Origin of the sequence: Gracilibacillus timonensis, from assembly GCF_900086715.1 — a bacterium.
Lineage (GTDB): Bacteria > Bacillota > Bacilli > Bacillales > Amphibacillaceae > Gracilibacillus > Gracilibacillus timonensis.
In genome coordinates, this window is record NZ_FLKH01000012.1 from 91,638 (window position 1) to 118,152 (window position 26,515).

The window sequence follows — 26,515 nt, forward strand, 5'->3', positions numbered from 1 at the left end:
TAAAGGTGGTTGTCAGTTATGTTGGGAGAGGCAAATAGTTTATTACTTTGGACTGTTATTATTTTATTAATTGGATATTTTGTTTTGGTAACTTGGATTGGAAAGAAAGGGAGACAGCATAGTAAATCAATGAATGGTTTTGCCACCGCACGAGGTAAGGTAAGCCCTTGGCTAGTGGGTGCGAGCTTTGCGGCGTCGTATTCCAGTGCAAATTTATTTATTGGGGTGCCTGGGTTGGCTTATGAATATGGTACGTCGGTGTTATGGTATACACTAGGTTGTTTCGGGGTTTCTTGGGTAGGTCTATTAATTTTTGCTAAAACATTTTGGCGTTACGGTAAGAAATTCGGCCGTGTATCAACGGTACCGGAATGGCTGGGTAAACGTTATAATTCCAAGGCATTGCAAGTAATTGTATCCTTATTAATCTTATTTAATGTTTATTATATCGTTGGTCAGAATGTAGGTTTGGCAACTATTTTTGAAACCGTGCTTGGCATCCCATATTTTTGGGGAATTATCGTCGGTGTTACGATAACTATTCTATATATAGGTTTAGGTGGGGCATACGCCCAGATGATTACGGATGGTATTCAAGGTTTATTAATGGCAATTGCCTCCATCTTGATAGTTATATCTTTCTTTTGGACGATCGGCGGCGGTTTCAATGTATTTGGTGAACTAGGTAGCAAACTGAGTGCGATTGATCCGAACCTCACCTCATTTGTTGGAGCGGAAGGCCCTTATAATAGTGTGTTAGCCATTATGGCCGTGCAGTTCTTGCTATTTAGTTTTATTCTTATGCCACACTTACTGAATAAAATTTTATCGATTGAAACGGAAGAAGAGCTGGCTCCATTTACGCTTTCGTCTGGATTGGTGTTATTTGTTATTTCTACCTTAATGGTTTTAGGAGGGTTGGCAGCACGTGTACTTTTCCCAGCTCTGGAGAGTGCGGATGCGGCTATTCCTGCTTATGTGATTGAGTCATTCCCAAGTATTATTGCAGCCATCATGATTGTCGGGATTATTTCGGCGATCCTTTCCAGTACAGATAGCCTGTATCTAGGTGTTACTACCAGTATTGGAAATGACTTCTATCGTATTTTGGCACCTGTATTTAAGAAGGGGATTACGGCAGCGAAATTAGAATCACAATCGGTTAAAGTAGCTAAGGGTTCCTTGATTGTAGTAGGGTTATTGTCTTTATATATTTCATTGGACCGGCCAGATTCTCTATCGATATTGATCCAATTTAGTTTTTCCGCGATCCTATCTGGCATTTTGGCACCGATATCGCTAGGATATTTCTGGAAGAAGGCAACGAATTATGGGGCAATAGGTGCTGTTATCTCTGGCGCTGGATTGTATGTTGTCTTTACACAACTTAATGTAATCGAAAATATCTATTTAGCCATGTTCTTCGCTTCATTAGTTTCTTTTGCGGTGATGATTGTGATTGGATTACTCACTGCCACGCAGGAACATGAAGATATGGTATTAAAAAAAGCGAATCGATCTACAACAAATGAGTCAGAGATCAACGCATAATAAATAAAACAAGGACAGTCTCAGATGATGGGCGCTGTCCTTGTTTTGTTGTTTAACGCGTCAGATAATTCACAGAACAGAAAGTAACCAGATTTTACGGACCGGTGAAAGAATCTCACGGACAAAAAACCACTGAATCGTGAAATTTTGTCCGTAAGAATGGATCTCACGGACAAAAAACTGCCAACCTCCAAAATTTTGTCCGTAAGAACGAATCTCATGGACAAAAAAGCGCCAATCCCCAAAGTTTTGTCCGTAAGAACGTGATCTCACGGACAAAAAAACACCAATCCCCGAAGTTTTGTCCGTAAGAATCACCTTTTACAAGCAAAATCAATGAATCACAACCCTTCTTCGCCCCTTTTACCTTTTCAACGGATGGGTAATTGTAATGGAAGTGCCACAGCCTTGTTCACTTTTGATCGAAAAATCATATTGATGATTAAAGATTAAGTCTAAACGTTTTGCAATATTAGCTAATCCAATATGTTGAGTAGATAGTTCTTCTTCTTGCATTCTTTCTCTTACCAGTCTCAGCCTTTTAGGAGACATACCTATTCCATTATCGCTGATGGTGACTTGCACGTTGTCAGATACGATGCGTACTTTTACCTTGATGGTAAGCTCCCGGCAAATTTGTGGTTCGATTCCGTGCGTCAAGCTATTCTCGATAATAGGCTGGAGCATGAACTTCAATACCTGTATATCTAATAGATTTTCTTCATAGTCCCATTTAATCGTAAACGGTTGATCCGATCGAATCTGAATGATTTCTGCGTAATTTTTGGTATGATGGATTTCTTCTCTTAAGGTGACAGTCGATTGTTTAATCCTTAAGGAGAAATTGAGAATATCACTTAAGGTTTCTAGCATCTTTGTTACCTTATTAGGTTCACCAGTAATTGCCATTGCCCGCCAGTAAATAATCGCTAGTGTATTGGACAAGAAGTGCGGGTTTACTTGATTTTGTAAGGCCAATAATTCAGCCGATTGAAGTTGGTATTGCTTATCCTTCAGTTCTTGTTCTAAATTACTTTGTTTTAAATAGTTTTTCAGAATTCGTTGCACAATGACTTGGTATTCATTGTCTTTGAATGACCACCGCTTTGGGACAGGTTCTGAATTGTTCATATGAAGGATAGACATAATCTGCTGGACGTGTTTGGCGTTTTTTTGTGATAGATAATAAATCGTTGCCGCACCTAAAATAAGGGACAGCATTACCAAAACGATTGTAGATAACCGCAATTGATTAGGAATTTGGTAGATGACATTATCTTCTGTAACGGATACATACCGTAGATTATATTCGTTTGAGAATAATTGATTGACGATATAAGTATCTCCTTCAAAATGAAAAGAATAATTTTCCTCTTGCTTACTCAACGGCAAATCGGCTGGTTCTAATTGCTGCTCTGAGTCATTTTGGTAAAGTAATTGATTATTTTCATCGATTACAAAAATGCGTTGATTTTGATAATGATAGAGTTCATTAATTAAATTTTCAAAGTAACGTTGATCGATATTTAAAACAATTAAACCTTGTGCCGTTGCGCCATTGGTTTTGAATAGATTCTTATATATCGTTATCACAGATGTAGGGGATACAAACGAATACTCCGCAATATCACGCGTTTCTATCCATGATTCTGTTTGAATAGAATCATTGTCAAATGCTTCATACCAATCATCGTTATACAACGAATCAATAGGGATAACACCTTGGTTAGAGGTTAACACGTTATCTTTATCGTTTTCATAAAAGATATAGATCGAATGAATATAAGGTGTAGCAATTTCTTTTCGTCTTAATGTTCCCTCTCCATAGTTTAAATTACCTTGTTGACGTAACGTTAAGGGTTCCTCATCCAAGATATTTTGTAACGACAATATAATCTCTGGATTCCAATTATAATCCAAATGAAGCAGTTCGATTTCGTTTAATACCAGACTTGTTTGGTGCTCCAGCTGTTGCAGCACGTTCATATTGTTGGATGTTATCGATTCTCTCATATGATTGTCCGTAACAAAAATGGCAAAGGTTCCAAGGATGAAAACAGGAATAAACACAGGAAACAAAAAAAGTATGATGTTTTTAAATAGAATTTTTTTCATTTTGTGTTAACTAATTTCTTGCTTTCGGTATTCTCTTGGTGTTATGCCATAATATTTTTTAAACGTGCGCGTAAAGTTTTTAGGGCTGCTATAGCCAACCAATTCACTAATTTCATAGGTTTTGTAATGAAAATCATCGAGCATTTCCTTAGCCTTTATCATTCGTAATTCGGTGAGATACGTAGAGAAATTAATTCCCGTCTTTTCTTTGAAGAACGTACTGACATAGTTGGGAGACATTTTGCATAATACAGCCAAATCATCCAAAGATATGTCCGCATAATGTTCCTCGGCATAGTTTTTGATCGTTTGGATGATGTTATCTACATAATTTCGTTCCCCTTTATTAGAAAACAAAGAAGTATCCAACTCCTTCTTTAGACGAGTGAATACCTCTTGCATCTCTTCAAATTTACCTGGTTTAATAATATAATCTTTTACCCCGAAACGTATGGCCTCCTTGGCATATTCAAAATCTTTATAGCCACTTAGAATAATGGTGTGGATTCTGGTATGTTTGTTGTGTAATTGCTGAGCCAGTTCCAGGCCATCCATAACAGGCATACGTATATCTGTCAATACAACATCTACTTCATTTTCTTCAATAAAAGCTAATGCCAATTTCCCATTTTCACAGTGATGGACTACTTCGAATCCTAGTTGTCCCCAAGGAAAATAGTTTTTCAACCCGTACCGAATTTCTTTCTCATCATCTACTATTACCATTTTATACATATTAAGATACCCCTTTCAATGTCATGTGAAAAGGTATCATTTTTTTTAATGCCATAAACAATGATACCTTTCTTGTGTAAACGCTTTAATAATGAGTGGAAATAAGTAATGGAAGCCCTTTTTTTGTTTTGTTCAATCGCTATACTTGAAGTACGGTTTCAGCATGTTCTTATTTTAAAAGAATAAACAAAAAATAACAAGGAGGTATCCAATGTTTTTCGAGAAGTTAACCGAAATAATGAGAATATTTTGCATATATTTTCTTCGTTTTATTTATTTGAATATGCTATGGGGATTATTTACGCTAGCCGGATTAGTTGTGTTTGGTTTTTCTCCAGCTACGATTGCTGTCTACCGAGTACAGGAAAAATTAATCGAAGAAAAACACATCCCGTCCATCTGGAAAACATTTTGGCAAGCGTATCGATCGAATTTTTGGAGTGCCAACAAACTCGGATTCGTGTTGACGATAATCGGGGGGATTATTTATTTTGATTTGCAGTTTTTCATAATGATGGATCATGCGTGGAGTTATTATGCCGGCATTCTATTTTATATCCTATCTGTGTGGTATATGATTATGCTGTTATATATTATTCCGGTATCTACTAGTTACTCATTAACGTTATTTGGTAAGCTAAAACAGGCCTTTATTATCGGGATGCTCCATCCAATCAAAACCATTTTGATGGCGATTTCATTGGCTGGTACGGTTTATATCCTGCTTATGTTCCCGCAATTACTGATAACGATTGGAATAAGTTTGATCAGTTTTATCGTGATGATTTTTGGCAAAACAGCAGTGGAGCATGTTTCGGAATTAAAACATAGAGTTGCTCAGCAGCAAACCGTTAAACAAACATAACAAAGGGAGTGCATTGCAATGAAAAAGAAGTGGATGATCATCGTGTCCGTGCTTGTTGTACTTATTTTATCAGCATGTGGGTCAAATAATGATGCTACTGGCGGAAGTAGTGGGGATTCAGATGAAGTAAATCTAAGAATGATGTGGTGGGGTTCTCAAGAAAGACATGATCGTACCTTGGAAGTTATCGATTTATACATGGAAGAGAATCCAGGTGTGAACATTTCAGCAGAATTTACCGGATGGGATGGTTATTGGGAGAAAGTGGCTACTCAAGCGGCAGGGGGAAACATGCCAGATATTATTCAAATGGATTATAAATATTTATCCGAATATGTAGGCAGAGATCTTCTGGCAGATATGAATCCATATGTAGAGGATGGAACACTTGATCTTAGTGATGTAGAAGATTTATATATCGATGGGGGTAAGATTGACGATCAATTATATGCACTGAATATTGGAGCGAATGCTCATGCCATTGCAGTGGATCATGCCATTTTTGAGGAAGCCGGTGTAGATCCATTAGAACCGGGTTATACGTGGGATGATTTAAAAGAAGTTGGACAAACCATTTCAGAGAATACAGATGATAATGTATACGGTGTTCATCCAAGTGCTGGCGTTATGGGGTTTAAGCATTATTTAAGACAACATGGCCAATGGTTATATAACGAAGATGGAACGGCTTTAGGGTATGACGATGATCAATTACTGGAAGACTTTTTACAAATCACGGTTGATATGTTGGAATCTGGAGCAGCGGCTCCTCCGGATGTATTTAAAGTAGCTGGAGATAGCCTCGAGCAATCTCCAATTGTCAATGGCGAGACAGCTATTCTTTCGGACATTCATAGTAATCAAATTATTGCCTTGGAAGCAGCGGCTGGTCGCTCGATTGATTTAATGTTACAGCCTTCCATGGAAGGTGGGGAATTAGGGCATTATATTAAGCCAGGTCAGTTCTTATCCATCGCAAAAAGCTCCAAGCAACAAGAAGAAGCGGCGAAATTTCTTGATTTCTTCACCAATAGTATCGAAGCGAATGAAATTTTAGAGGCAGAGCGCGGGGTACCGATCGCTACAGAAGTGAGAGAGCATTTGAAAGAACAGGCAGATGAATCAGGAACAAAAATGTTTGAATACGTGGAGTTAGCGGAGGAGTACAGCCGTGAAATTGATCCACCAGATCCACAAGGGTCAACAGAAATCGAAACCTTGTTTGAAAATGAGGTAGCCGATCCGATCTATTACGGCGAGATTACGCCAGAAGAAGCAGCAAGCAATTTTAGAACAAAGGCGACCACTATTTTAGAAAATAATAAATAACAATAGAATCGGAAAGTCATCTTGGTTACTAGGGGGGAAGTTGTCCGCCAGATCCCCACTTCCAGACTGGTGGGGATGACGGACACTTATACAGCGATTTACCACCTGTAATTTAGGTGATGAGCCCACTCTATTATCCAATGACTTTTCTTTTTATTCATGGAGGTGTGCGAAGTGGCAGAACAAGCTCAAGTATCTACTCGAAGTCAAGGGAAGCTGCGAAAACAATGGAAAATTGATTTAGTTGGATTTGCATTTATTGCGCCCTGGTTAATTGGTTTTGCTGGGTTTATTATCGGACCGATGATTGCCTCCCTGTATTTTTCTTTTACTAACTACGATCTCTTAACATCCCCAACTTGGATTGGATTAGGGAATTACATACAGATGTTTACGAGTGACGTTCGATTTATACAAGCTTTGAAGGTGACATTGATTTTTGTATTTGTTAGTGTGCCTCTTAAACTGGCTTTTGCTTTATTTGTGGCTATGTTGTTTAATACGAATCGCAAAGGAGTAGGTATCTATCGTACCTTATTTTATGTCCCATCTATTCTAGGTGGAAGCGTTGCGATTGCGATCGTGTGGAAACAGTTATTTGGACGTGATGGCGCGATTAATGATATTTTAGGTTTTTTCGGTATAACAGGAACAAGCTGGGTAACCAGTCCGGACTTTGCCCTTTCCACGTTGATTATTTTGGTAGTATGGCAATTCGGGTCTCCAATGTTAATTTTTCTAGCAGGTTTGAAGGCCATACCAAAGGAATTATATGAGGCTGCTGCGGTAGATGGCGCCAATCCTATTCAGCAATTTTTCAAGATAACCTTTCCCATGTTATCGTCTGTTATCTTTTTCAACTTGGTGATGCAAACGATTCAAGGATTCATGACCTTTACGCAAAGTTTCTTGATCACAGAGGGTGGTCCGATGGATAAAACCCTATTCTATGCTGTTTATTTATATGAGAAGGCGTTTGCCCATTTTGATATGGGGTATGCTTCTGCCTTGGCATGGATATTATTGATTATTTGTGCTATTTTCACCGGGTTTATTTTTCGCTCAGCTGGTAGTTGGGTCCACTATGAATCGGAAGGAGGAAAATAAAGATGATGCATCGAAAGAGTAGGAAGACGATCATATACCATGGTGCGATTTGGGTGCTCGGTTTGTTCATGATTTACCCGATTCTTTGGACCATTGCCAGTGCCTTAAAACCGGAAGATGAGATTTTTCGGAATTCTGCTTCTTTAATTCCATCTATGATTAAGTGGGAGAATTTCAGTCAAGGGTGGCAGGGTTTTGGTGGTCTAAGTTTTACAACCTTTTTTATGAATTCATCCTTTGTCACACTGATGGTTGTATTAGGAACCTTAATTTCTTCTTCTCTTGTGGCATTTGGTTTTGCCAGAGTCAATTTTCGTTTCCGGACTGCTTTATTTGTATGTATGATTATTACGTTAATGTTACCACAACAGGTAACGCTTATTCCTCAGTATATTCTGTTTCATAATTTAGGCTGGGTTAACACCTTTTTACCTTTAATTGTACCCGCCTTTGTTGGGGGAACACCTTTCTTTATCTTTTTATTGATACAGTTTATTAGGGGGATCCCACGTGAGTTAGATGAAGCGGCTTATATGGATGGTTGCAGTGCATTCGGGATATTCTGGCGGGTTGTTTTACCATTAACCATGCCTGCTTTAGCCACGGTAGCCATTTTTTCTTTTTATTGGACATGGGATGATTTTATGACGCCGCTGATTTATTTGAATGATACAGCGTTATATACCGTTTCTCTGGGATTACAAATGTTCTCCGATCCTTCATCCGTATCGGCTTGGGGGCCAATGTTTGCGATGTCCGTCGCGTCGATTGTACCACAGTTGCTGATTTTCTTGTTTTTTCAAAAGTATTTGGTAGAAGGGATTACGGCTGGAGGAGTAAAAGGATAAGTGATGATCCTGTGTGGAACGAAATCATCCAGTGCTTTAGAGAATGTGCAGAATACGGATAATTTAGGTGGAAACAAAAGCGTGTGGAGATCGAAAAAATGAGATTTCCTCACGCTTTTTTACTCTTAAATGCCTTTTAATAAGAAATGGCCGTAAACCATCATTCCAATTATGTGTGGCTAAACATGAGGTAAGAAGGGGATGACTATCGCTATGAGGAAATAATGTAACGGCTAATGAAGAGAGGATGGATTTTTCCGTAGATTCAGGAAACAGCACAGATAGAAGCTAATTTTACCTTTTGCTGGTTTTAATGTGATTTTTACCTAGAGGGGATGAACGTTTTATGTTGCTAAACGATGAAGTATGATCCAGCTGGACATGATCCACGAGCCAAGCCTATGTTATTCATGCCCAACCTTTAAAAAATTAAAATAACTCCGGATAAAACCCTCTTGCTAATTCTTCCACTGCATACGCCATTCTTGCACCGGGAAGAACGCTTTCTAACGAGATCGTAACAAAACGTTCTTGCTGTACACTTTCTAATTCAGCTAAGGCGGCGTTGTTTTGAATCTCAGCTATCTTTTCCTCGGCTGAAGGCACGTCATAATCATGAATCAGAATAACATCTGGTTCACGAGCGAGGACCTCTTCATAACTGACTGTACTCCATTGTTTATCGGTAATATCATCAAAAATATTACGACCGCCGGCTAGTTCGATCAGGCGTGTTTCAAAATTATCGCCACCAGCCGTAAAGACACCTTCACCGCCACTATCGTAAACAAGTACGTCAAGAGGTTCGCTGTCTTTCCTTTTTTCTTCTACCTCTGCCATTCGTTCTTGTTGATCGGTAATAAACGCCTCTGCTTCGTCTTCTGCATCAAAAATGGTGCCTATATCCGTAATTTCTTGATAGATATCCTCTAAACTGCCAGCACTATTGAGGTAAGCGGTGATCTCATAATCATCTAATTCCGCTAAGTCAATACCTTCTTCGCCAAATTCCCAATCAATCCCGTAAATAAAATCGGCGCCACTAGATAGAACGGCTTCACGTGTGGCTGATCCATGTGTTAATTCGGGAATCTGCTCATATTGTTCTTTGTACTCAGGCAGGGCACCGCGGCTGTGATTATTTAGGGTATTACCGATTATCTTATCTCCTTGACCAAGCGCAATCAGTAATTCGGTGGTGTTTGGACCGAATGTTAATACTCGTTTAGGTACATCGGGTATCGTTACTTCTCGTCCATAATTATCCACTGTCAAGGTGTTGGTTTGATCTGGTTCTTGTGATTCTGCCTGTTGTGAACAGGCGCTAATGACTAGCAAAATCGTCGTTATAAGCATGCTATTTTTTATCCATCGTTTCAAATTAATCCCTCGCTTTATTCGTTATATGTGCTGGTAAAAAGGTAATCAGAGGTTTTTTAGTTATAGGATGCGGCGTAATATCTACTTGCACCTGAAATACCTCTTGCAGCAAATTTTCTGTTAATATGTCTTCTGGTTTCCCGGATTGATAGATGATCCCATGATGTAACACATAAATTCGGTCACAATAGAGTGCTGCCATATTCAAATCATGAATGGCAGAGAATACGGTGGTTCCTAAATCTTTGATCAGATCAAATAATTTCATCTGGTGATAAATATCTAAATGATTGGTTGGTTCATCTAATAGTAGAAAGTCGGTTTGCTGTGCCAACACTCGGGCAAGTAAGACACGTTGTTTCTCCCCACCTGAAAGTTGTAAAAAAGGGTGTTGTCGCTTATCCTGCAATTCTACTCGGTCAAGCGCATTTCTAATAATTTGTGCGTCGTTTGAAGTGTCTGGCTCAAGTAATTTCTTATGTGGACTACGCCCCATTGCCACGATTTCTTCTACTGTAAAATCAAAGGGAAGTGTGTTTTCTTGTCCAATGACACCTAAACGTTTGGCGAGTTCTTTGACTTTGATCGTGCGGTAATCGACCCCATCTATATAGCAAACACCAGAATCAGGTTTCAAGCTGCGGTATATATTTTTTAACAGAGTAGTTTTTCCACTTCCGTTTGGTCCAATAATGCCAATGAATTCGCCATGATAGACATCTACGTTCACTGATTTAAGGATGGACCGATAGGATAGTTGGTCTACTTTTAATGTCATACATTCCCCCCCTTTTCCATTGAAAAGTAGCCATAAACATCAGTTTTTTCTACGCTTTAACAGCCAGATAAAGAAAGGACCTCCAACAATGGCTGTTAAGACACCAATCGGTAATTCCTCGGGAGCAATCACCATACGCGCCGCCACATCGGTCCAGACAACCAGAATCCCTCCGATTAGTGCGCTGACTGGAAGTACTTTTTTATGATCGGATCCAACGATGAGGCGTGTCATGTGCGGTACCATCAAACCAACAAATCCAATGGCACCACTTACGGCAATGGTCACACCTGTTAACAAAGAGGCGATAACGATCAGCAATTTTTGCATGAACCGTACATTAAAGCCTAAGGTCTCGGCCGTTTCATCGCCGAGCAGCAATGTATTCAAGGCGCGGTTTTGAATGAGTAAAATGGTCATACATATCAACATGACGAGTAACGGCAGGGTGAGGTAAGCCCACTTAGCTCCGGCTAAACTACCGGCCATCCAGAAGGTCGCATTATGTATTCCCAATGCATTAGGGGCGCTCAGGGTAATCAATCGCGTAATGGCTTCCATTATTAGGTTGATGGCTACGCCAGATAGTAATAATTGTGTGATATTAATTCGACCATTCACTCTAGCAAGGCTGTATACCAGTATAATGACGATAAATGAGCCAATAAAGGCACTGATAGGTAAGTAATAGCTGCCTAAAAACGAGAAAGCGCCAAATAGCATACCCAAAGTAGCAGTAGCGGAAGCACCTGAAGAAACACCTAATATGAAGGGATCGGCTAGTTTATTCCGCACTAATGCTTGTAACGTGACACCAGTTACAGCTAGCGAAGCACCAACAATCATGCCTAGTAATACTCTTGGCAGACGCAGACTAAGAATGATATTTTCATCCCTTGCCTGCCAGCTCATTTCTACTACATCATGAAGAAAAGGTAGTTTACTTGTTAAAATTTGCAGCACGGTCAATGGGGAAACGGATACAGGGCCGAGTCCCACAGCCAGAATAATAGATAGAAGCGCCAATATACCAAACGCTACCATATATTTTTTATAATGACTCCCTTTAGAATACGTCTCTGACATATAGCACCTTCTAATTAAACATTGATTGTATACGTGTATACATGTATAATTATAGCATAAAGGAGGTAATTTTTAAAATGACTTTATCAACAAACATAACACAAGCAAAAAATTTAGGAGAACAAGCCTATGATATACTCCGTCATGCCATCCTTACGTTTCAATTAGAGCCTGGTCAGACAATTTATGAAAAGGATATTGCAGCTTCCTTGAATATCAGCCGTACACCGATTCGAGATGCGATCCATTCCTTGATTGCGGAGGAATTGATTCACGTGCTGCCTCAGCGAACCAAGCATATCGCACCTATCTCTAAAAGGAAGGTGAAGGAGAATGCCTTTGTGCGTCTCAGCTTGGAACGTAGTGCTTTTCAACAAGTGGCTAAGCAGTGGAGGACAGAAAGTGATTGTCAGACGGCAGAGCAAGAAATAGAACGGATTCTATCAGAACAGAAATGGGCTTCCAAACAGCGGGACATCGAACGATTTTTATTGGCAGATGAAGCCTTTCACAAGCAAATTCTTCAATTAACAGGGAATCAAACGTTGTTAAAGGTAGTTTATTTAATGAGGGGACATTTAGATCGATTTAGATATCTTGCGATGAAAGAAGTAGATAGCACGGAGCAAATTATTGCCGAACATGAACAGTTGTTTACTTTCCTCCAACAACAACAGCCAGAGAGGGTTGCCGCATTATTGGAGCAGCATATGAGCAGGATAGATCAGCAATTCCCGCTGTTGGAACAATCTTTTCCGGATTATTTTGTGGAATAGAGAACTCTGCCGATTAGAAAGAGTTCTCTCTATAAATAGTAACTGCCTAACTCAATCCCTGCAGTAGTTGTCTCCATCTATCGGCAACCTTATCTTCTGCATAGGTTATCGTACTCTGTTGGGCAGCTTTGCGATAGGTGTTTTTTTCTGCAGTGGTTTTATTTAGATAGAAAATAATCTGGTTTGCAAACTGTTTTTTATCATCAAATGTAACATGGAACCCATTATGATCATTTTGAATCATCTCATCCACGCCATAGCGCACATTGTAACTGACGACAGGGCAACCATACGATAGGCTTTCCAATACACTCATAGTGAATCCTTCTGCTTGCCCGGTAAACAAAAATAATTCGGCAGTGGTATAAAGAGTAGTGAGATTATCTTGATAGCCATTGAACTGAACATTCTTTTGTAAACCAAGTTTGATGGCTAATTGTCTTAGTTTCTTTTCCTCTTTCCCTTTTCCATAAAGCTCTAAAGTAACATCCGGGATTTCTTTTTTAACGAGAACTAGCGCTTCAAGCATATGATTCAAGTTCTTCTCCGAGGCAAGCCTGCCAACACTAATTAATTTATTAGAAGAAATATTAACATCTTCTGAGATATACGGAACAGGTCGAGGATGGGGAATGGTGACTAAGTTTGTTATCCCAAATTGTTGTTCCATCTCCTTTTTTTGGCGATTGGTCAGTACGACAATATTCTCAAAGCTGTAAGGACTGTTTAACACCTTTTGATAGTTGGAATTAATCTTAGCTCGGGACTCTATATCAGAAAAATAAGTGGAATGAATGATAGAAACTAACTTTGCGTTGATTTGTTTGTTTTTTATAAAAAGGCTGCTGAATTTTTTGTTTCGATCGATCATAACAATCGACTCTGCTTCGATTATTTTCTTTAAGAAATATAGCATCAATGCTTGCTCATCTTCTAGCACAGCTTCATAGGCTGAATCATTACCAGCAACCAAAATAGGGCCATCTACATGTTTCGTTAAAACACGCTTGCCATACACATCGAAATACTCGGTGACATAAGCTAAGTTATTTTCAGTTAAATATTCCGTGTGGGACAATTGACCATAAGCGTTAAAGTGATCTCGAGCTATTTTTCTCCCTTCATGGAAATAATTAATATGGCTTAAGAGCTGTTGATCAGTGAAAACCAAATACTTGATTTGCTGATTATTTGTATCGAAGACACGGAGGTGATAAGAGTCATCTTTCGTGTTGACTTCTTGATATCCGTATGTTTTTTCTTTTTTTAGATGATAAGCTGGTAACTGCCGCCCTTCTTCTGTTTTTTGCAGATAGTCATAGAGGTTGATCATAGGAATCTCTGAATCAACTACTCCGTTTTCTACATAGCGTTCCCAATTTTGCCGCACCTTTTTGTTCTTAAGTACGGTGATGAAGGTGGGGGTGATGCCCAAATACTTGATAAAAAGATTACCTCGTATCATGGCTGATTTCTCTATTCCGGTTAAGCTGCTCCCAATATCTGTATGTAAAAAATAAACATTCTTCAAGGTGTCAAAAGCCTCCATTTGTTTAGTTTACTCGACGGATGATAAAAAGGCGTCATAATAAGCGATGTAACCAGAGAGGTTATGTTCGACATCGTCAATTCTTGTTCTAAAGGTATGATGTCGGATGAAAAACGCCCCCATAATCCGTGCTGGTCGTTTATGATAGATCGCTAATTCCGGATAAAAGAAACCATTTCGTTGATATTCCGCCCTTTTCTGTATTGTTTTTACCAATTTGTCTTCATCAAAGTTGTCTAATAAATGGCGGGAGTTGGTCTGCTTAAGCCGTTCTACCATGCGATGTGCTGCTACCGTCAATTCCAGAAAGGTTGGATAGGTGGTAATGCGTTGATAAATATAATCTAAACGACCTGCTACATTTTGCAATCCAAATTGAAAATATTTCTCTTCAGAGCAGTAAATAGTAAGCTCATTGGTACAATAGCTTAACCAGTGGTCATGGTTTTTCCAATAATCGTTGGCAATAAAATAGTCAAAAGCATGCTGAACCATCTGTAAGTGTTCCGCATTTTCTGAGAGATGATACAAGCGCATTAAAGCAAAGGCAGCTTCACCATCATAATATATGGTTCGATAAGCTTGTTTCATTTTCAAAGAAGGAAAGTCCAAGATATGGACAAAGGAACCATCTGGTTGTTGCATCCGTTTGATCCCATTTGCTAATGCGTTAGCCAGATCTAAGTATTGTTCATTTTTAAAAACGGTAGTGAATTTGGTTAATGCAAGTATGGCTGCTGCATTTCCTCCTAATTTTATTTCATAACCACCTGGAATCTGTTCCAGAAGAAATGCCTCGTGCTCATTATCATTAGTAGTAATATAAGTTTCTACCAAGTATTGGATCCCGCTCGTAATTGCTACTTTTAAATCCTCATTTGGGAGGAATTCGTAGGATTCGCACATAGCGTATAGTGTACTGCAATGCCGTAGAGTGTTATAATGCTCAATTTCCCGATCAAAGCAAGAAAAATATCCATAAGTAAATCTACCGTCTTCATGTACTAAATGTGTCAAATATTGCTGGCTTGCTTGAACCATGGATACGATCTCTTCTTTAGTTAATGCGGTGTTTCTTCGGCCATTGTTTCGTTCATCCATATGTAATTCATAACACTTCTCATCTGCTAGGAAATATCCTTTTGTTTGAAATAGTTGCACAGAAGATACTTTATTAAAATCCAAAGCAGGCAGGTTAGGGCGATGTTTTTTTATGTATAATTGCAGATTTTTTTCGTCAATAAAGGCACGTTTATTCTGTTTGTCATATTTTAAGACAGCATTTCCGTTTAGTTCTTGTTCAAGAAAAGCATGGTTAAAATTTTGGTCGAAACTAACCCCATAACGAAAATAGTAGCGCTTAGTCTGTGTGAGTCGCTTAATAAATTCAAAAACGGAGAGCGCTTCGGTGTTTTTGACTATATCTATTTTTATATAAGGAAAATCATGTGATTGTTTGGAGATAAACGATTCTCCAAGGTGAACGAGTTTGGTCCATGACTTTTGAAAGGAATTTGCCTTTACGTGAAATACAATCGCACGATGCTCTAATGTGCCCAATGAGAGGAACAAAATCGTCTCTTTTGATTGGTTTAGGGATTCTTTGTCAGCAATATAATGATATAACTGCTCCATTCGTTCCTTGAATGTCTTTGCCTTTTGTAAGGTTGTGGTATTCATGAGATCCTTCCCCCTAGGACAGATTTTATTGGAAAAGAGGAGAAGCAAATGTGTTGTCATTTGCTTCTCGAAAGGATTACAACGAAATATACATGTACTTATGAATGTTTTTTCTTACGACCAAACAATCTAGCTGCAATACCAGCAAGTAATGCACCAATACCGCCTACTCCATACATCCATAAGGACGTAGCTGTGTCTGGCAATTTATTTCCTGAATCTCCGTTAGATCCGTTATCAGAACCGGCGTTTGAACCATCATCAGAATCAGAACCAGAACCAGCGTTACCGCCATTTGGATCTTCTGGAACCGTGACATAATCATCATCGCTTACTTCGCCAGCTTCATCGGTTGCGACAATATTTAATACATCGCCAATGTTTACGGAACTACCTGCAAGATGAACGGTGTATTCACCTGTCTCAGAATCATATTGTGTGTTTTCAATGGTCACCTCATTGCCATTACTATCGATAATATCGATGTCAGCCAATCGTTCATCTGATTCGAAGGAAATATCATAACCATCGTCACTATTTCCATCAATCTCAATATCGGTTAAGATCGGTGCTCCATCTAAGTCAGCATCCCCATCATCATCTTCACCACCATCTCCATCACCATTATCTGGATCTTCTGGAACCGTGACTGTCTCCTCGTCGTTTGTGTTTCCGGCTGCATCGGTAGCTGCAATGATAAGTTCGTCATTCACTTCCACGGCATCTCCGGCGATTAGTAACAAATACTCACCAGATTCTTCGTCAACGATTACGTCGGTGATATCAATTTCTTCTCCTGTTTCACTATCCGTTAGCTGAATATCTTCTAACACTTCATTGGATGTGAAGGAGATTCCATAACCATCTGCGCTGGATCCTGAAATATTGACATTATCGAGCTCTGGTGCTGTAGTGTCTGTTTCGTTATCCGAGTCAGAATCACTGTCGGAATCAGAATCGCTATCGGAGTCAGAATCACTATCGGAATCCGAGTCACTGTCGGAGTCAGAATCACTATCGGAATCAGAATCACTATCCGAGTCAGAGTCACTATCGGAATCAGAATCGCTATCGGAATCAGAATCGCTATCGGAATCAGAATCGCTATCGGAATCAGAATCGCTATCGGAATCAGAATCGCTATCGGAATCAGAATCGCTATCGGAATCAGAATCGCTATCGGAATCCGAGTCACTATCCGAGTCAGAGTCACTATCGGAATCAGAATCGCTATCCGAGTCAGAGTCACTATCGGAATCAGAATCGCTATCGGAGTCAGAGTCACTATCGGAATCAGAATCGCTATCCGAGTCAGAATCACTGTCGGAATCAGAGTCACTATCCGAGTCAGAATCACTGTCGGAATCAGAATCGCTATCGGAGTCAGAGTCACTATCGGAATCAGAATCACTATCGGAATCAGAGTCACTATCGGAATCAGAATCGCTATCCGAGTCAGAGTCACTATCGGAATCAGAATCGCTATCCGAGTCAGAATCACTATCCGAGTCAGAGTCACTATCGGAATCAGAATCGCTATCCGAGTCAGAATCACTGTCGGAATCAGAGTCACTATCCGAGTCAGAATCGCTATCGGAATCCGAGTCACTGTCGGAGTCAGAATCACTATCAGAATCCGAGTCACTATCAGAATCATCATCTTCATCAAATACAATCGTATCTTGAGAATTTAGACTAGAAAGTAATTCTGCATCAATCACTGTGCTATTTACACCAGCACCATATACGGGAACCTCTCCAGATACCCCAGCTGGATTATTAACGGCTAGATTTAAGTCAACGGTTGTCTGACCAAGCAATTGGACACTTGCTAGATCACTAGATAAATCAATGGTGCCATTAGAAATGTCATCGATAATGCCAGTAGCTTCGCCTGCTACATCGGTTAGACTACTTAATACGCCGTTAATCGAGTCATTTAATCCACCAATAATTAAACCGACACCAGGAATATCTTCTGCACCAGGTAAGATTTCGATTTCCACCCCATTGATGGCGTCTACAACATTTTGCAAAGTGCTGACAATAACATCATTTACAGCAGTTTCTAAATGTTGGCCAATACCATCAGAGAAATTAACCACAACCGTACCATCTGGATTTACTGTTACCTCCACTTGGTCATTATATTGAGCTAAGTCGGCTAAGGCGTCATCTATATTTGTTAAGGCATCAAGAGCACCTTCTAATTCAGAAATACCATTTATCGTGAGTAGATCTTCAGGTATGATACTGCTTTGCAAGTCATCGACAACACCTAACACTTCACCAACAACACTATTTAAATCACCTGTTAACCCATCAATCGCAGGTCCTAAGCCAGGTAAGTCATCCATGGTGACCGCCGTGATATCTACAGATACATCTGCTGGACCAGTTGATGACAGTTGGCCTGCTAAATCCTCAAGGTTAAATACGACGACTCGTTCTGGACCAATTAGTTCTGCATCGGCTAAGCCGGTACCAGTTAAACCGAGATCTAGACTATATGGATCGTCAGCAACAGGTTCTGTCAAATCAGCCGTAACATCGACATTCGTTAATAACTGCACTTCTGCTAAACTAGCAGCTTGTACCTCTATACTAGAATTGGTTAAGTATTTTCCTAGAAAACCGTCAGCTGGCGCAGGTGAAGTAGATAATAATAAGAGCGTTGCTGAAGCTGCGGCTGCCATCTTTTTCATGCTTGACGTTTTTACTCTTTGCTTTTGATCCATTTTCTTTTTGTAATCAAAATTTCTCAAATGAATACCTCCTCAATCTATCTCTTATCTATATATTTATTCTCACATGTTCAACAGTGTTGTACGGTCCCCCTTGTTATATACATATTCATGTGAGTCTTTCTCTCAACTATCATAAAATTTATAGAGCACTATAGCCTAAATAATAGCTAAAAAGTGGATATAATATAGACAATAAATAAAATTATATTAATTTTATTTAACAAAAAAGGTTAAAAATAAATTAATTATTAACCTTTTTGTAATAATCCAAAAGTGTTCTAGAGAATATTAGGTAATATGCTAGGTCAATAATCTTGTTATGTCAATAACCCCCAATGTCGAAAGTAAAAGCTATATATGGACAAATTAGTAAAAAATAATCATGAAGTAACTAGGAATAATTAATTACCATAATTTTCAGAAAATAATGATAAATGCCATGATCATGGAAAAAAAGGGATGAAATACAAAAAATAATCCATTTTATAATTTTACAAAAAACGGAAAAAATAATGTCGAATACCATCGAACGATTGAGCACAATTGACTATGTAAAATTTTTGTCATATGGCTGTTATTTTGTCGTTATTTTATCTTTTTTAGGGAAAATTGATTGTGTAAATTCCATTTAATATCTTTGATCAGGGATAAATGCTAGTACATGATCAACAAAAATCGTCAAAAAAATGTAACGCCTTATAAGCGATAGAGCACCGAAAGGCGTGTATAATAAGAGGTAATGGTGAAAACTTGCTATTAAAGGAGGATTTTCTGCATGTTGAAGGCATTTATGACAACCCTTCGCTCAAAGTTGTATGTCATGCTAGGGCTTGCGATTTTACTGGCTGCGGCGATTGTTGTCCAAGCTTTCTTGATCGTCTCGATTATCGAGCGGATATTTTTAGAATCAGTGGCTTTCTCCAATATTCTAACCACCATCCTGTTACTGTGTATCGCCTTATTACTGCGAATGACGCTGCAGTATGGCGTGAAATATCTAGGTATGCGTATGGCGCGAGCAGCAAAAATAGATATTCGACAACAGTTGCTCAGTCATTTTATCAAACAACCTATTTTGGAAGCGAATAAGGGACAATCCGGTGACAAAACAAGCCTTTTTATGGATACAGTAGACGAAGTGGATAATTACTTTAGCCAATATATGCCGCAAATGATTCAATCCGTCGTTATCACGGTAACTATTTTGTTGGTTATTCTTATTCAAAATTGGTCTAGTGCACTGATCATTCTGGTGTCGGCACCGTTTATTCCCATTTTTATGATGATTATTGGTTTCAAAACAAAAGATAAATCACAGGAACAATTGGCTGCTTTAGCCTCTTTTTCCGGCACGTTTCTGGATACGCTGCAAGGCTTGCCATCATTAAAGCTATTGGGCAGGTCCAAGGCACAACGGGAAAAAATAGCGGAAAGCAGTCAACAGTTTCGGGCGGCGACGATGGACGTTCTGAAGGTGGCTTTTTCCAATTCGCTGGCCTTAGAGTTTATTTCTATGCTTAGCATTGGTCTGATTGCCTTAGAAATTGCCATTCGAATGATTATTTTTGAAAATTTAACCTTCTCGGTTGGCTTTTTGATTTTATTGTTGGCTCCCGAGTTATTTAATCAATTAAAACAGCTAGGTTCGGCTTTTCATACGGGACGAACCAGTATGGGAGCTGCCCGTCGTTTGGAAGAGGTATTGGAACAGACAGCAGAACCGGTAGAATGGGGAAATCAACAACTGCAACAAGATGAGATTCCGATATTACGAATGGAACAGGTTACGTTTCAATATGGAGAGGGGTCCTTCCAGCTGGCGCCGATCTGTTTTACCATTCCGTCAAATAGTCACATCGCTATTATTGGGAAAACGGGTGCTGGAAAATCCACGTTATTGCATCTATTAGCAGGTTTGATTCCTGCTAGCACAGGCACCTATTTTATAAATGACCTCGAACAGTCAGCAGTGGATAAAGCGACTTGGTTTGAACAAATCAGCTATGTCTCCCAACATCCATATCTACTTTCCGCAACGGTACGTGACAACATTTTATTAGGTGCGAAAGAAACATATGACGATCAAACTATTCAGCATATCGCTGAACAAGCGGGGATTTGGCGTTGGATCACCCAGTTACCTGATGGCTTGGATACATGGATAGGAGAAGGGGGCAGGGGACTGTCTGGCGGGGAAAAACAGCGGATAACATTAGCCCGCGCTTTCTTGAAAAAACCCCATATTATCCTATTTGATGAGCCAACAACAGGTTTAGATATTCAAACAGAACAACTGTTGCAGTCTTCCATGGCGTTATTACGAAATCAGGCAACCGTCATTACCGTGGCCCACCGCCTCCATACGATACGAAGCGCGGATCAGATTTTATTACTAGAGGAAGGTTACTTGACAGCACAAGGGACACATGCTGAACTACTAGAAACCAGTAAGATTTATCAAGAGATGCTCCAAGCACAGCAAGGAGGTAAGCCGTGATGAAGGATGTAGCTATCGTACTACGCATGCTGTTAAAAGAGAAAAAAGATGTGCTATTGTCGATTCTGTTCGGTTTTATCGCGGGAATGACAGCGGTGGGATTATTCTCGGCAAGTGGTTATTTAATCTCACAGGCGGCGCTGGCTCCTCCGATTTATACATTGATTGTGATTGTTGCCTTGGTAAAACTGTTGGGAATCACTTCTGCGGTTAGCCGTTATGGCGAGCGGTACGTTTCTCATCGTGGCACCTTTACGATGTTAAAGAATATTCGTGTCTATGTGTATGATCGCATCGAACCTATTGCGGATCGATTGCTACAACGCTATCGAAGTGGGGATATATTAGCGAGAATTGTGGGGGACGTGGAGTCACTGCAGTATTTCTTTTTACGTGTGTTCTATCCTCCGATTGTATTAGTGACGGTAATGCTAACTACGATCTTATTTACGACCATTTTTTCCATAAAAATAGCGATCACAATGGTCATAGGGATGGTCGTGCTTGTTCTGTTCATCCCTGCCTGCTTCTATCTGCAAGAAAAAAAGAGGGCAAGCAAGGTTCGGGAGAGCAGAGGTGCTTTGTCTGCGGAATTCACCGAATATTTATATGGCTTTCAAGAATTAACGATTTATCAGCAAGCAGACGAAAAGGAACAACAATTACTGGCAGCCATGAAAGAATATGAAGCAGAGAAATTAAGCGAAAATCGTCGGCACGCCTTCCAAGAAACGGTGATGATCTTTCTTGCCTTCTTTCTTGCCGTGATCGTTTTAGTACAAGCGAGTTTTTATGTGACAGAAGGGTCCTTGTCGGGCTTGTTGTTGGCGATGCTGTTTATGATTGCACTGACGGCCTTTGAGGATGCACCGATGATGGCGACATTCCCCGCATATTTGGATCAAAGCAGACAGGCCTCCCAACGCTTGATAGAAGTATGGAGCGGGGAAGAAGCAGCATCATCAACACCTGCAAAACAGATGGCACAGCAAGAGGCTTTAGCGTTTCAATTTGATCAGGTCTCGCTGCAATACCTTGATCAGCCGACATCCTTTGTGAAAGAGATATCCCTGGATATTCCGGCCGGGTCAAAGGTGGCGATTGTAGGGGCGAGCGGCTCGGGTAAGTCCACGTTAATGCAGGCAATGCTTGGATTCTTGCCGGTGACAAGCGGTTGTTTATCGGTACAGCAGACCCCGATCGAAACGTGGGAAAAGGAATCACTGTGGCGTATCATGAATGTCTCTCTACAGCAGAATCACTTTTTTTACGGGAGTGTAGGGGACAATCTTGCCTTGGCCAATCCTAGTGCAACGGAGGATAATTTACGAGTAGCGTTGAACAAAGCCACGTTATCACACCTTGCCCTTGATGACTTGGTCCAAGAAAGTGGTGCCAACTTATCTGGTGGTGAAAAACAACGACTGGCATTAGCGCGGTTATTTCTCCATCCTGCTGACACATGGCTGTTGGATGAGCCAACTTCTTCATTGGACGCCATCACCGAGCAGCAAGTTATGCAGCAGGTGTATCAACACGCAGCAGACGCTACCATCGTTATGATCCGCCATCGACTAACTGGATTGGAGCAAATGGATCAAATTGTTGTGATGGATCACGGTGAGGTAGTGGAACAAGGGACCTATCAAGAACTGATGAAGCAAACAGATGGTTATTTTAGGAAGATGAAGCGGTTAGAGGAAGAGCAATTGCGATTCAGCTAATGATTAAAAAAACAGCACTCCTCGAAAAAGGAGTGCTGTTTCCATTATCCCTTCCTAACCACCACAAATGCTAATCCAATGGCGGCGAATAACACAATAAAGGGAGCAATAAAAATTAGAAAATCATTAAACATCGCCATCACTTCTTTCCTTTTTTATAATTTTCGTCAAATAAGAAAAGTCGCAGTAATAAATATAAAGAAGGAATCAATAAGGCCATCCCCAGGATAAAGACAACCACTAAGGAAATTGCCATTGCTTGATTGGTGAACCCTTCATAAATGCTGAAATGTGGATAGAGTAAATACGGATAATGTGAAATCCCATATCCAAAAAAGGCAAAAGCGAATTGCCCAACTAATAGCCAAAAGGCGGTGCCATAGTTGCGGCGCTGCCAAATCAGCCAAATCGTTAATCCCCATAAAATAAAGGAGATAGCAAACATCCACCATAAATCAAGAATACTTTGATAATGCTCGTAATTATGGGCGCGTAATTCAAAAATAATCCCTCCGGCGGCGATAATTAGTGGAACCGCCCAGCCCAAGGCGTATTTACGCATCAGAGCAGTGGCTCCTTGATCTCCCGTTTGATCGGCATACCAGGTCAGGAATACCGCGGATATATATAAGACAGCAATCAAGCTTAACACCACAATCGACCATGTCAGCGGACTGAAGAATAAATCACGGTAACTAAGGCTTGGCTCTCCATTGGTAATTGATACAAAGCCACCTTCTGAGATGGTAAGCACAATCGACAAGGATGCCGGAATCAGTAAACCAGATAAGCCGTACATGATTGCGTAGCCTTTATGCCCCTTTTTTCCATAGGATTCAAAGGCGTAATAGGAACCGCGAATCGCTAACAGGACTAAGGCTAGACTTCCAGGTATTAACAGAATCGTGCCATAATAGAAAGCCGTCTCCGGAAAGAAACCGATAATCCCGACAAAGAAGAAAACGAAAAAGACATTGGTCACTTCCCAGACAGGAGATAAGTAACGTTGAATAATTTTCGAAACGACATGTTGTTTACCAGTTACAATACTGTAGGCATTAAAGAATCCGGCACCATAATCGATCGAACCAACAATAATATAGCCGAATAGAAATAACCATAAAACGGAGATACCAAGTATTTCAAGTGTCATGTTTGATCACCCCCATGGTAGTCTTGTAAATCTTGTTCAACCGGATTGTTGCGGAACATATGGCGTAATACGACCACGGTACCGACACCGAGAATAAAATATAAAGCGACGAATAGGATAAACATCCAGCCGACATAATCACTGGTGGTAGCCGCTTCTTCCACGCGCATGAGACCACGTAATATCCATGGCTGCCGTCCTACCTCTGCCATCCACCAGCCGGCTTCAATCGCAAGAAACGACAGGGGTCCACCAAGTACAATCAGCCAGCGATACCAATTTTTACGAATAAAGGACCAATTCCGCCAGGTACCAACCCAATAAACAAAAGAAAGTACGAGCATAAAGACACCGATCGTCACCATTAGATCAAAGAAAAAGTGAATTAAAAGCGGTGGCTGTTCATCGGCTGGAAATTCCTCCAACCCTAATACCTCAGCATTAGGTACGCCGTGTGCCAGTATACTCAAGGCGAATGGGATTTCCAAGGCGTACTGTGGTTCATTATTTTCATCTAACGTACCCCACATGACAAGCGGAGCTTCGGTTGACGTTTCAAAATGCCATTCTGCTGCCGCGAGCTTCTCTGGCTGGTGCTCAGCCAAATACTTACCAGAAAGGTCCCCGATTAGGGCGGAAGACAAGGCAAAGACAAAACCGATTTTTATGGTCATGTGTAAGGCTTTTTTATGATATTGCTTGTGAGAGCCTTTGATCAAACGAAATGCAGCAATTGCAGCCAACATAAAAGCGACTGTCATATAACCAGTTGATAACACGTGCGCCACCTTGGTTGGCATGGAGACCGTAAACATGGCGGCAATCGGATTGGCATTGACCAATTCGCCGTTTACGATATCGAATCCAGCCGGGCTGTTCATAAACGAATTCACCACCGTAATAAAGTAGGCCGACATCCCACCGCCGACAGCGACAGGAATTAATAATAGTAAATGCTTCTTCTGGTTATCAAAGCGATCCCATGTGTATAAATAAATACCCAAGAATATGGCTTCGAAGAAAAAGGCAAATACCTCCATAAACAATGGTAGAGCGATAATATTTCCGGCCAGTTCCATAAAGCTTGGCCATAATAAAGAAAGCTGTAAGCCAATCGCCGTACCAGTGACAACCCCAACAGCTACGGTGACAACAAAGCCTTTTGCCCAGCGTCGAGCTAGTAATAAGTAATGGGGGTCATTATTACGAATTCCAATCCATTGGGCAATCATAATCATTAACGGCAACCCAACCCCAATGGTGGCGTAAATAATATGAAAGGATAAGGTTAATAGTGTGAGCAGTTGACTGGCATAGGCCGGGTCTTCAAATAACATAAGTAGTCCTCCTTTGCTGAACGAAATGGCTTTTTCCCTATAATTATGTTACCCGAAAAGGTCATATCTTAATTCCATTTGGTGATTTTTTTGCACTTTAAGAAAGTAAAAAGAATGTAAGGAATAAAGTATAAGTGCAACTAAGGTATTCACAAAAGGATTGGCGAATGCCAAGTTTTCTTTATTAGATAAGAAAGTATATCATTTTGCATGAATAAATTCTTATTCAGGAACAGCCGTGTCCAGCTCCAAGCGCCAAACTTTAGAGATTTCACGACACGCCCTACGATAAAGAAGACTTAGCGACTGGCAAGCCAACAGGCGCAGACAGAGCTAAAGTCGCACTTATGTCCTGCGGGTGAAAGTCAACATCGACTCCTCACGTCGCCGTGTTTCCTTTATCTCAGTTGCAACGCGCAGGTCTCTACGTTTTTAAGAGGGCGCTCCTGCGCTTTTCGTTCAAAATAGGGTCATTCTTTCCCTATTATAGCAGATTTGTTTGACTTGTGGAGGGGATAATAGTGAAGGTTTAATGAAAATGACCAGGAAATAATAAGCAACACAGCCTGATAATAGTGACAGCAAACGAAAAATATGGATATCATTTTGAAGAACAACCAAAGAATACTTCTACCCATGATAGGATGTATGGTATGCTTAGAAAAAGCAGCGCTGTATCATGTGAAACTTTTTTGACAAGAGAGCGTATATAAGATATACCGAAAGGAGTGTGTCAAGATGAGTTTCTTTCATCGGTTGAAGACCGTAGCAAAAAGTTATATGATAAAAGATAATAAAAAATGGCAAAGAATGAAAGATGATACCGAAAAAACGATGCGAGAACTGCAGACCAAAATCGATACCTACCAAATGAAGATTCAGCAAGCAGCTCAGGAAATCATTAGTCAGCAGGCGAAAGTAAATAAGTTGGCCCGCTATCAGGAGAAAGCAGATCAGCCCGAGCAAAAACAGCAATTTGCCTTACAACAGCAGCAAGCAGAGCAAGAAATCAAACAATTAGAACAGAGGAAATCGCAGCTGGAGCAATCACTGGCTCCTTATCAGCACCGTTTTCAGCAAATCGATCAAGACTTTGCGGAAACGTTGGCTTACATTCAGGCAATGGAAGCGGAAGCAGCCTCCAAACAGCAAGAAGCAGAAACCATTCAGCAATTACAGCAGTACGAAGATAAAGTAAGACGACAATTAGCAGAAGCAGAGGCATTACTAGAACTAAGGAATTCGAGGTGAGGAGCGT

At 40.2% G+C, this 26,515-nt stretch carries 20 protein-coding genes; 9 read left to right on the top strand and 11 right to left on the bottom strand.

What is annotated here, in order from left to right:
• Positions 1-18 precede the first annotated feature (18 nt).
• Complete coding sequence (locus tag BN6556_RS11630) at positions 19-1,551, top strand: sodium:solute symporter family protein (protein WP_066191519.1); 1,533 nt, start codon at positions 19-21, stop codon at positions 1,549-1,551.
• Positions 1,552-1,914: 363 nt separating this feature from the next.
• On the opposite strand, the gene BN6556_RS11635 is transcribed toward BN6556_RS11630, so the two are convergent.
• Both BN6556_RS11635 and BN6556_RS11640 read right to left on the bottom strand, forming a co-directional pair.
• Complete coding sequence (locus BN6556_RS11635; protein ID WP_161485702.1) at positions 1,915-3,564, bottom strand: sensor histidine kinase; 1,650 nt, start codon at positions 3,562-3,564, stop codon at positions 1,915-1,917.
• 108 nt (positions 3,565-3,672) lie between these two features.
• Positions 3,673-4,401, bottom strand: a complete 729-nt coding sequence (locus tag BN6556_RS11640; RefSeq protein ID WP_066191524.1) for a response regulator transcription factor — start codon at positions 4,399-4,401, stop codon at positions 3,673-3,675.
• A 211-nt stretch (positions 4,402-4,612) separates the two neighbouring features.
• On the opposite strand from BN6556_RS11640, the gene BN6556_RS11645 reads away from it, so the two are divergent.
• The 4 genes from BN6556_RS11645 to BN6556_RS11660 all read left to right on the top strand — a co-directional run bounded on the left by BN6556_RS11645 (position 4,613) and on the right by BN6556_RS11660 (position 8,550).
• Entirely contained in the window at positions 4,613-5,266 is a 654-nt protein-coding gene (locus tag BN6556_RS11645; RefSeq protein ID WP_066191527.1) for a YesL family protein, read from the top strand.
• Positions 5,267-5,284: 18 nt separating this feature from the next.
• The gene (locus BN6556_RS11650) at positions 5,285-6,595 is read left to right on the top strand and encodes an ABC transporter substrate-binding protein (protein WP_066191530.1); all 1,311 of its coding nucleotides are present in this window, start codon (positions 5,285-5,287) and stop codon (positions 6,593-6,595) included.
• Positions 6,596-6,754: 159 nt separating this feature from the next.
• Positions 6,755-7,702: a carbohydrate ABC transporter permease gene (locus tag BN6556_RS11655; protein WP_066191533.1), complete on the top strand. Its 948-nt coding sequence runs from the start codon at positions 6,755-6,757 to the stop codon at positions 7,700-7,702.
• A 2-nt stretch (positions 7,703-7,704) separates the two neighbouring features.
• Positions 7,705-8,550 (top strand): carbohydrate ABC transporter permease, encoded by an 846-nt coding sequence (locus tag BN6556_RS11660; protein ID WP_066191538.1) that lies wholly within the window; start codon positions 7,705-7,707, stop codon positions 8,548-8,550.
• A gap of 429 nt (positions 8,551-8,979) precedes the next feature.
• Here BN6556_RS11660 and BN6556_RS11665 read toward each other — a convergent pair whose 3' ends face one another.
• The 3 genes from BN6556_RS11665 to BN6556_RS11675 are packed head-to-tail and all read right to left on the bottom strand — an operon-like array spanning position 8,980 to position 11,794.
• Complete coding sequence (locus BN6556_RS11665) at positions 8,980-9,930, bottom strand: ABC transporter substrate-binding protein (RefSeq protein ID WP_235817517.1); 951 nt, start codon at positions 9,928-9,930, stop codon at positions 8,980-8,982.
• A 1-nt stretch (position 9,931) separates the two neighbouring features.
• Positions 9,932-10,708 (bottom strand): ABC transporter ATP-binding protein, encoded by a 777-nt coding sequence (locus BN6556_RS11670; RefSeq protein ID WP_066191539.1) that lies wholly within the window; start codon positions 10,706-10,708, stop codon positions 9,932-9,934.
• Between the two features lie 39 nt (positions 10,709-10,747).
• On the bottom strand, positions 10,748-11,794 hold the full coding sequence (locus BN6556_RS11675) for a FecCD family ABC transporter permease (protein WP_066191542.1): 1,047 nt from the start codon (positions 11,792-11,794) through the stop codon (positions 10,748-10,750).
• Positions 11,795-11,871: 77 nt separating this feature from the next.
• On the opposite strand from BN6556_RS11675, the gene BN6556_RS11680 reads away from it, so the two are divergent.
• The gene (locus BN6556_RS11680) at positions 11,872-12,570 is read left to right on the top strand and encodes a GntR family transcriptional regulator (protein ID WP_066191544.1); all 699 of its coding nucleotides are present in this window, start codon (positions 11,872-11,874) and stop codon (positions 12,568-12,570) included.
• A 46-nt stretch (positions 12,571-12,616) separates the two neighbouring features.
• Here BN6556_RS11680 and BN6556_RS11685 read toward each other — a convergent pair whose 3' ends face one another.
• The 3 genes from BN6556_RS11685 to BN6556_RS22760 all read right to left on the bottom strand — a co-directional run bounded on the left by BN6556_RS11685 (position 12,617) and on the right by BN6556_RS22760 (position 18,564).
• A complete protein-coding gene (locus BN6556_RS11685) occupies positions 12,617-14,101 on the bottom strand; it encodes a glycosyltransferase (RefSeq protein ID WP_066191549.1) in 1,485 nt (494 codons plus the stop codon).
• Between the two features lie 27 nt (positions 14,102-14,128).
• The gene (locus BN6556_RS11690) at positions 14,129-15,799 is read right to left on the bottom strand and encodes a glycoside hydrolase family protein (RefSeq protein WP_066191556.1); all 1,671 of its coding nucleotides are present in this window, start codon (positions 15,797-15,799) and stop codon (positions 14,129-14,131) included.
• 98 nt (positions 15,800-15,897) lie between these two features.
• The gene (locus tag BN6556_RS22760) at positions 15,898-18,564 is read right to left on the bottom strand and encodes an adhesive domain-containing protein (protein WP_148436765.1); all 2,667 of its coding nucleotides are present in this window, start codon (positions 18,562-18,564) and stop codon (positions 15,898-15,900) included.
• 757 nt (positions 18,565-19,321) lie between these two features.
• Here BN6556_RS22760 and cydD point away from each other — a divergent pair.
• A complete protein-coding gene (cydD, locus tag BN6556_RS11700; RefSeq protein WP_066191558.1) occupies positions 19,322-21,043 on the top strand; it encodes a thiol reductant ABC exporter subunit CydD in 1,722 nt (573 codons plus the stop codon).
• Positions 21,043-22,767: a thiol reductant ABC exporter subunit CydC gene (gene cydC, locus BN6556_RS11705; RefSeq protein WP_066191562.1), complete on the top strand. Its 1,725-nt coding sequence runs from the start codon at positions 21,043-21,045 to the stop codon at positions 22,765-22,767. Before cydD ends, cydC begins: the two co-directional genes overlap by 1 nt.
• A 44-nt stretch (positions 22,768-22,811) precedes the next feature.
• On the opposite strand, the gene cydS is transcribed toward cydC, so the two are convergent.
• The 3 genes from cydS to BN6556_RS11715 are packed head-to-tail and all read right to left on the bottom strand — an operon-like array spanning position 22,812 to position 25,257.
• Positions 22,812-22,901, bottom strand: coding sequence for a cytochrome bd oxidase small subunit CydS (gene cydS, locus BN6556_RS22840; RefSeq protein WP_407920065.1), 90 nt, complete (start codon positions 22,899-22,901; stop codon positions 22,812-22,814).
• Between the two features lie 5 nt (positions 22,902-22,906).
• A complete protein-coding gene (locus BN6556_RS11710) occupies positions 22,907-23,920 on the bottom strand; it encodes a cytochrome d ubiquinol oxidase subunit II (protein WP_066191567.1) in 1,014 nt (337 codons plus the stop codon).
• Positions 23,917-25,257 carry a cytochrome ubiquinol oxidase subunit I gene (locus BN6556_RS11715; RefSeq protein WP_066191569.1) on the bottom strand — a complete coding sequence of 447 codons (1,341 nt, stop codon included), beginning with the start codon at positions 25,255-25,257 and terminating at the stop codon, positions 23,917-23,919. Before BN6556_RS11715 ends, BN6556_RS11710 begins: the two co-directional genes overlap by 4 nt.
• 738 nt (positions 25,258-25,995) lie before the next feature.
• Here BN6556_RS11715 and BN6556_RS11720 point away from each other — a divergent pair.
• On the top strand, positions 25,996-26,508 hold the full coding sequence (locus BN6556_RS11720) for a hypothetical protein (RefSeq protein ID WP_066191574.1): 513 nt from the start codon (positions 25,996-25,998) through the stop codon (positions 26,506-26,508).
• Positions 26,509-26,515 lie beyond the last annotated feature (7 nt).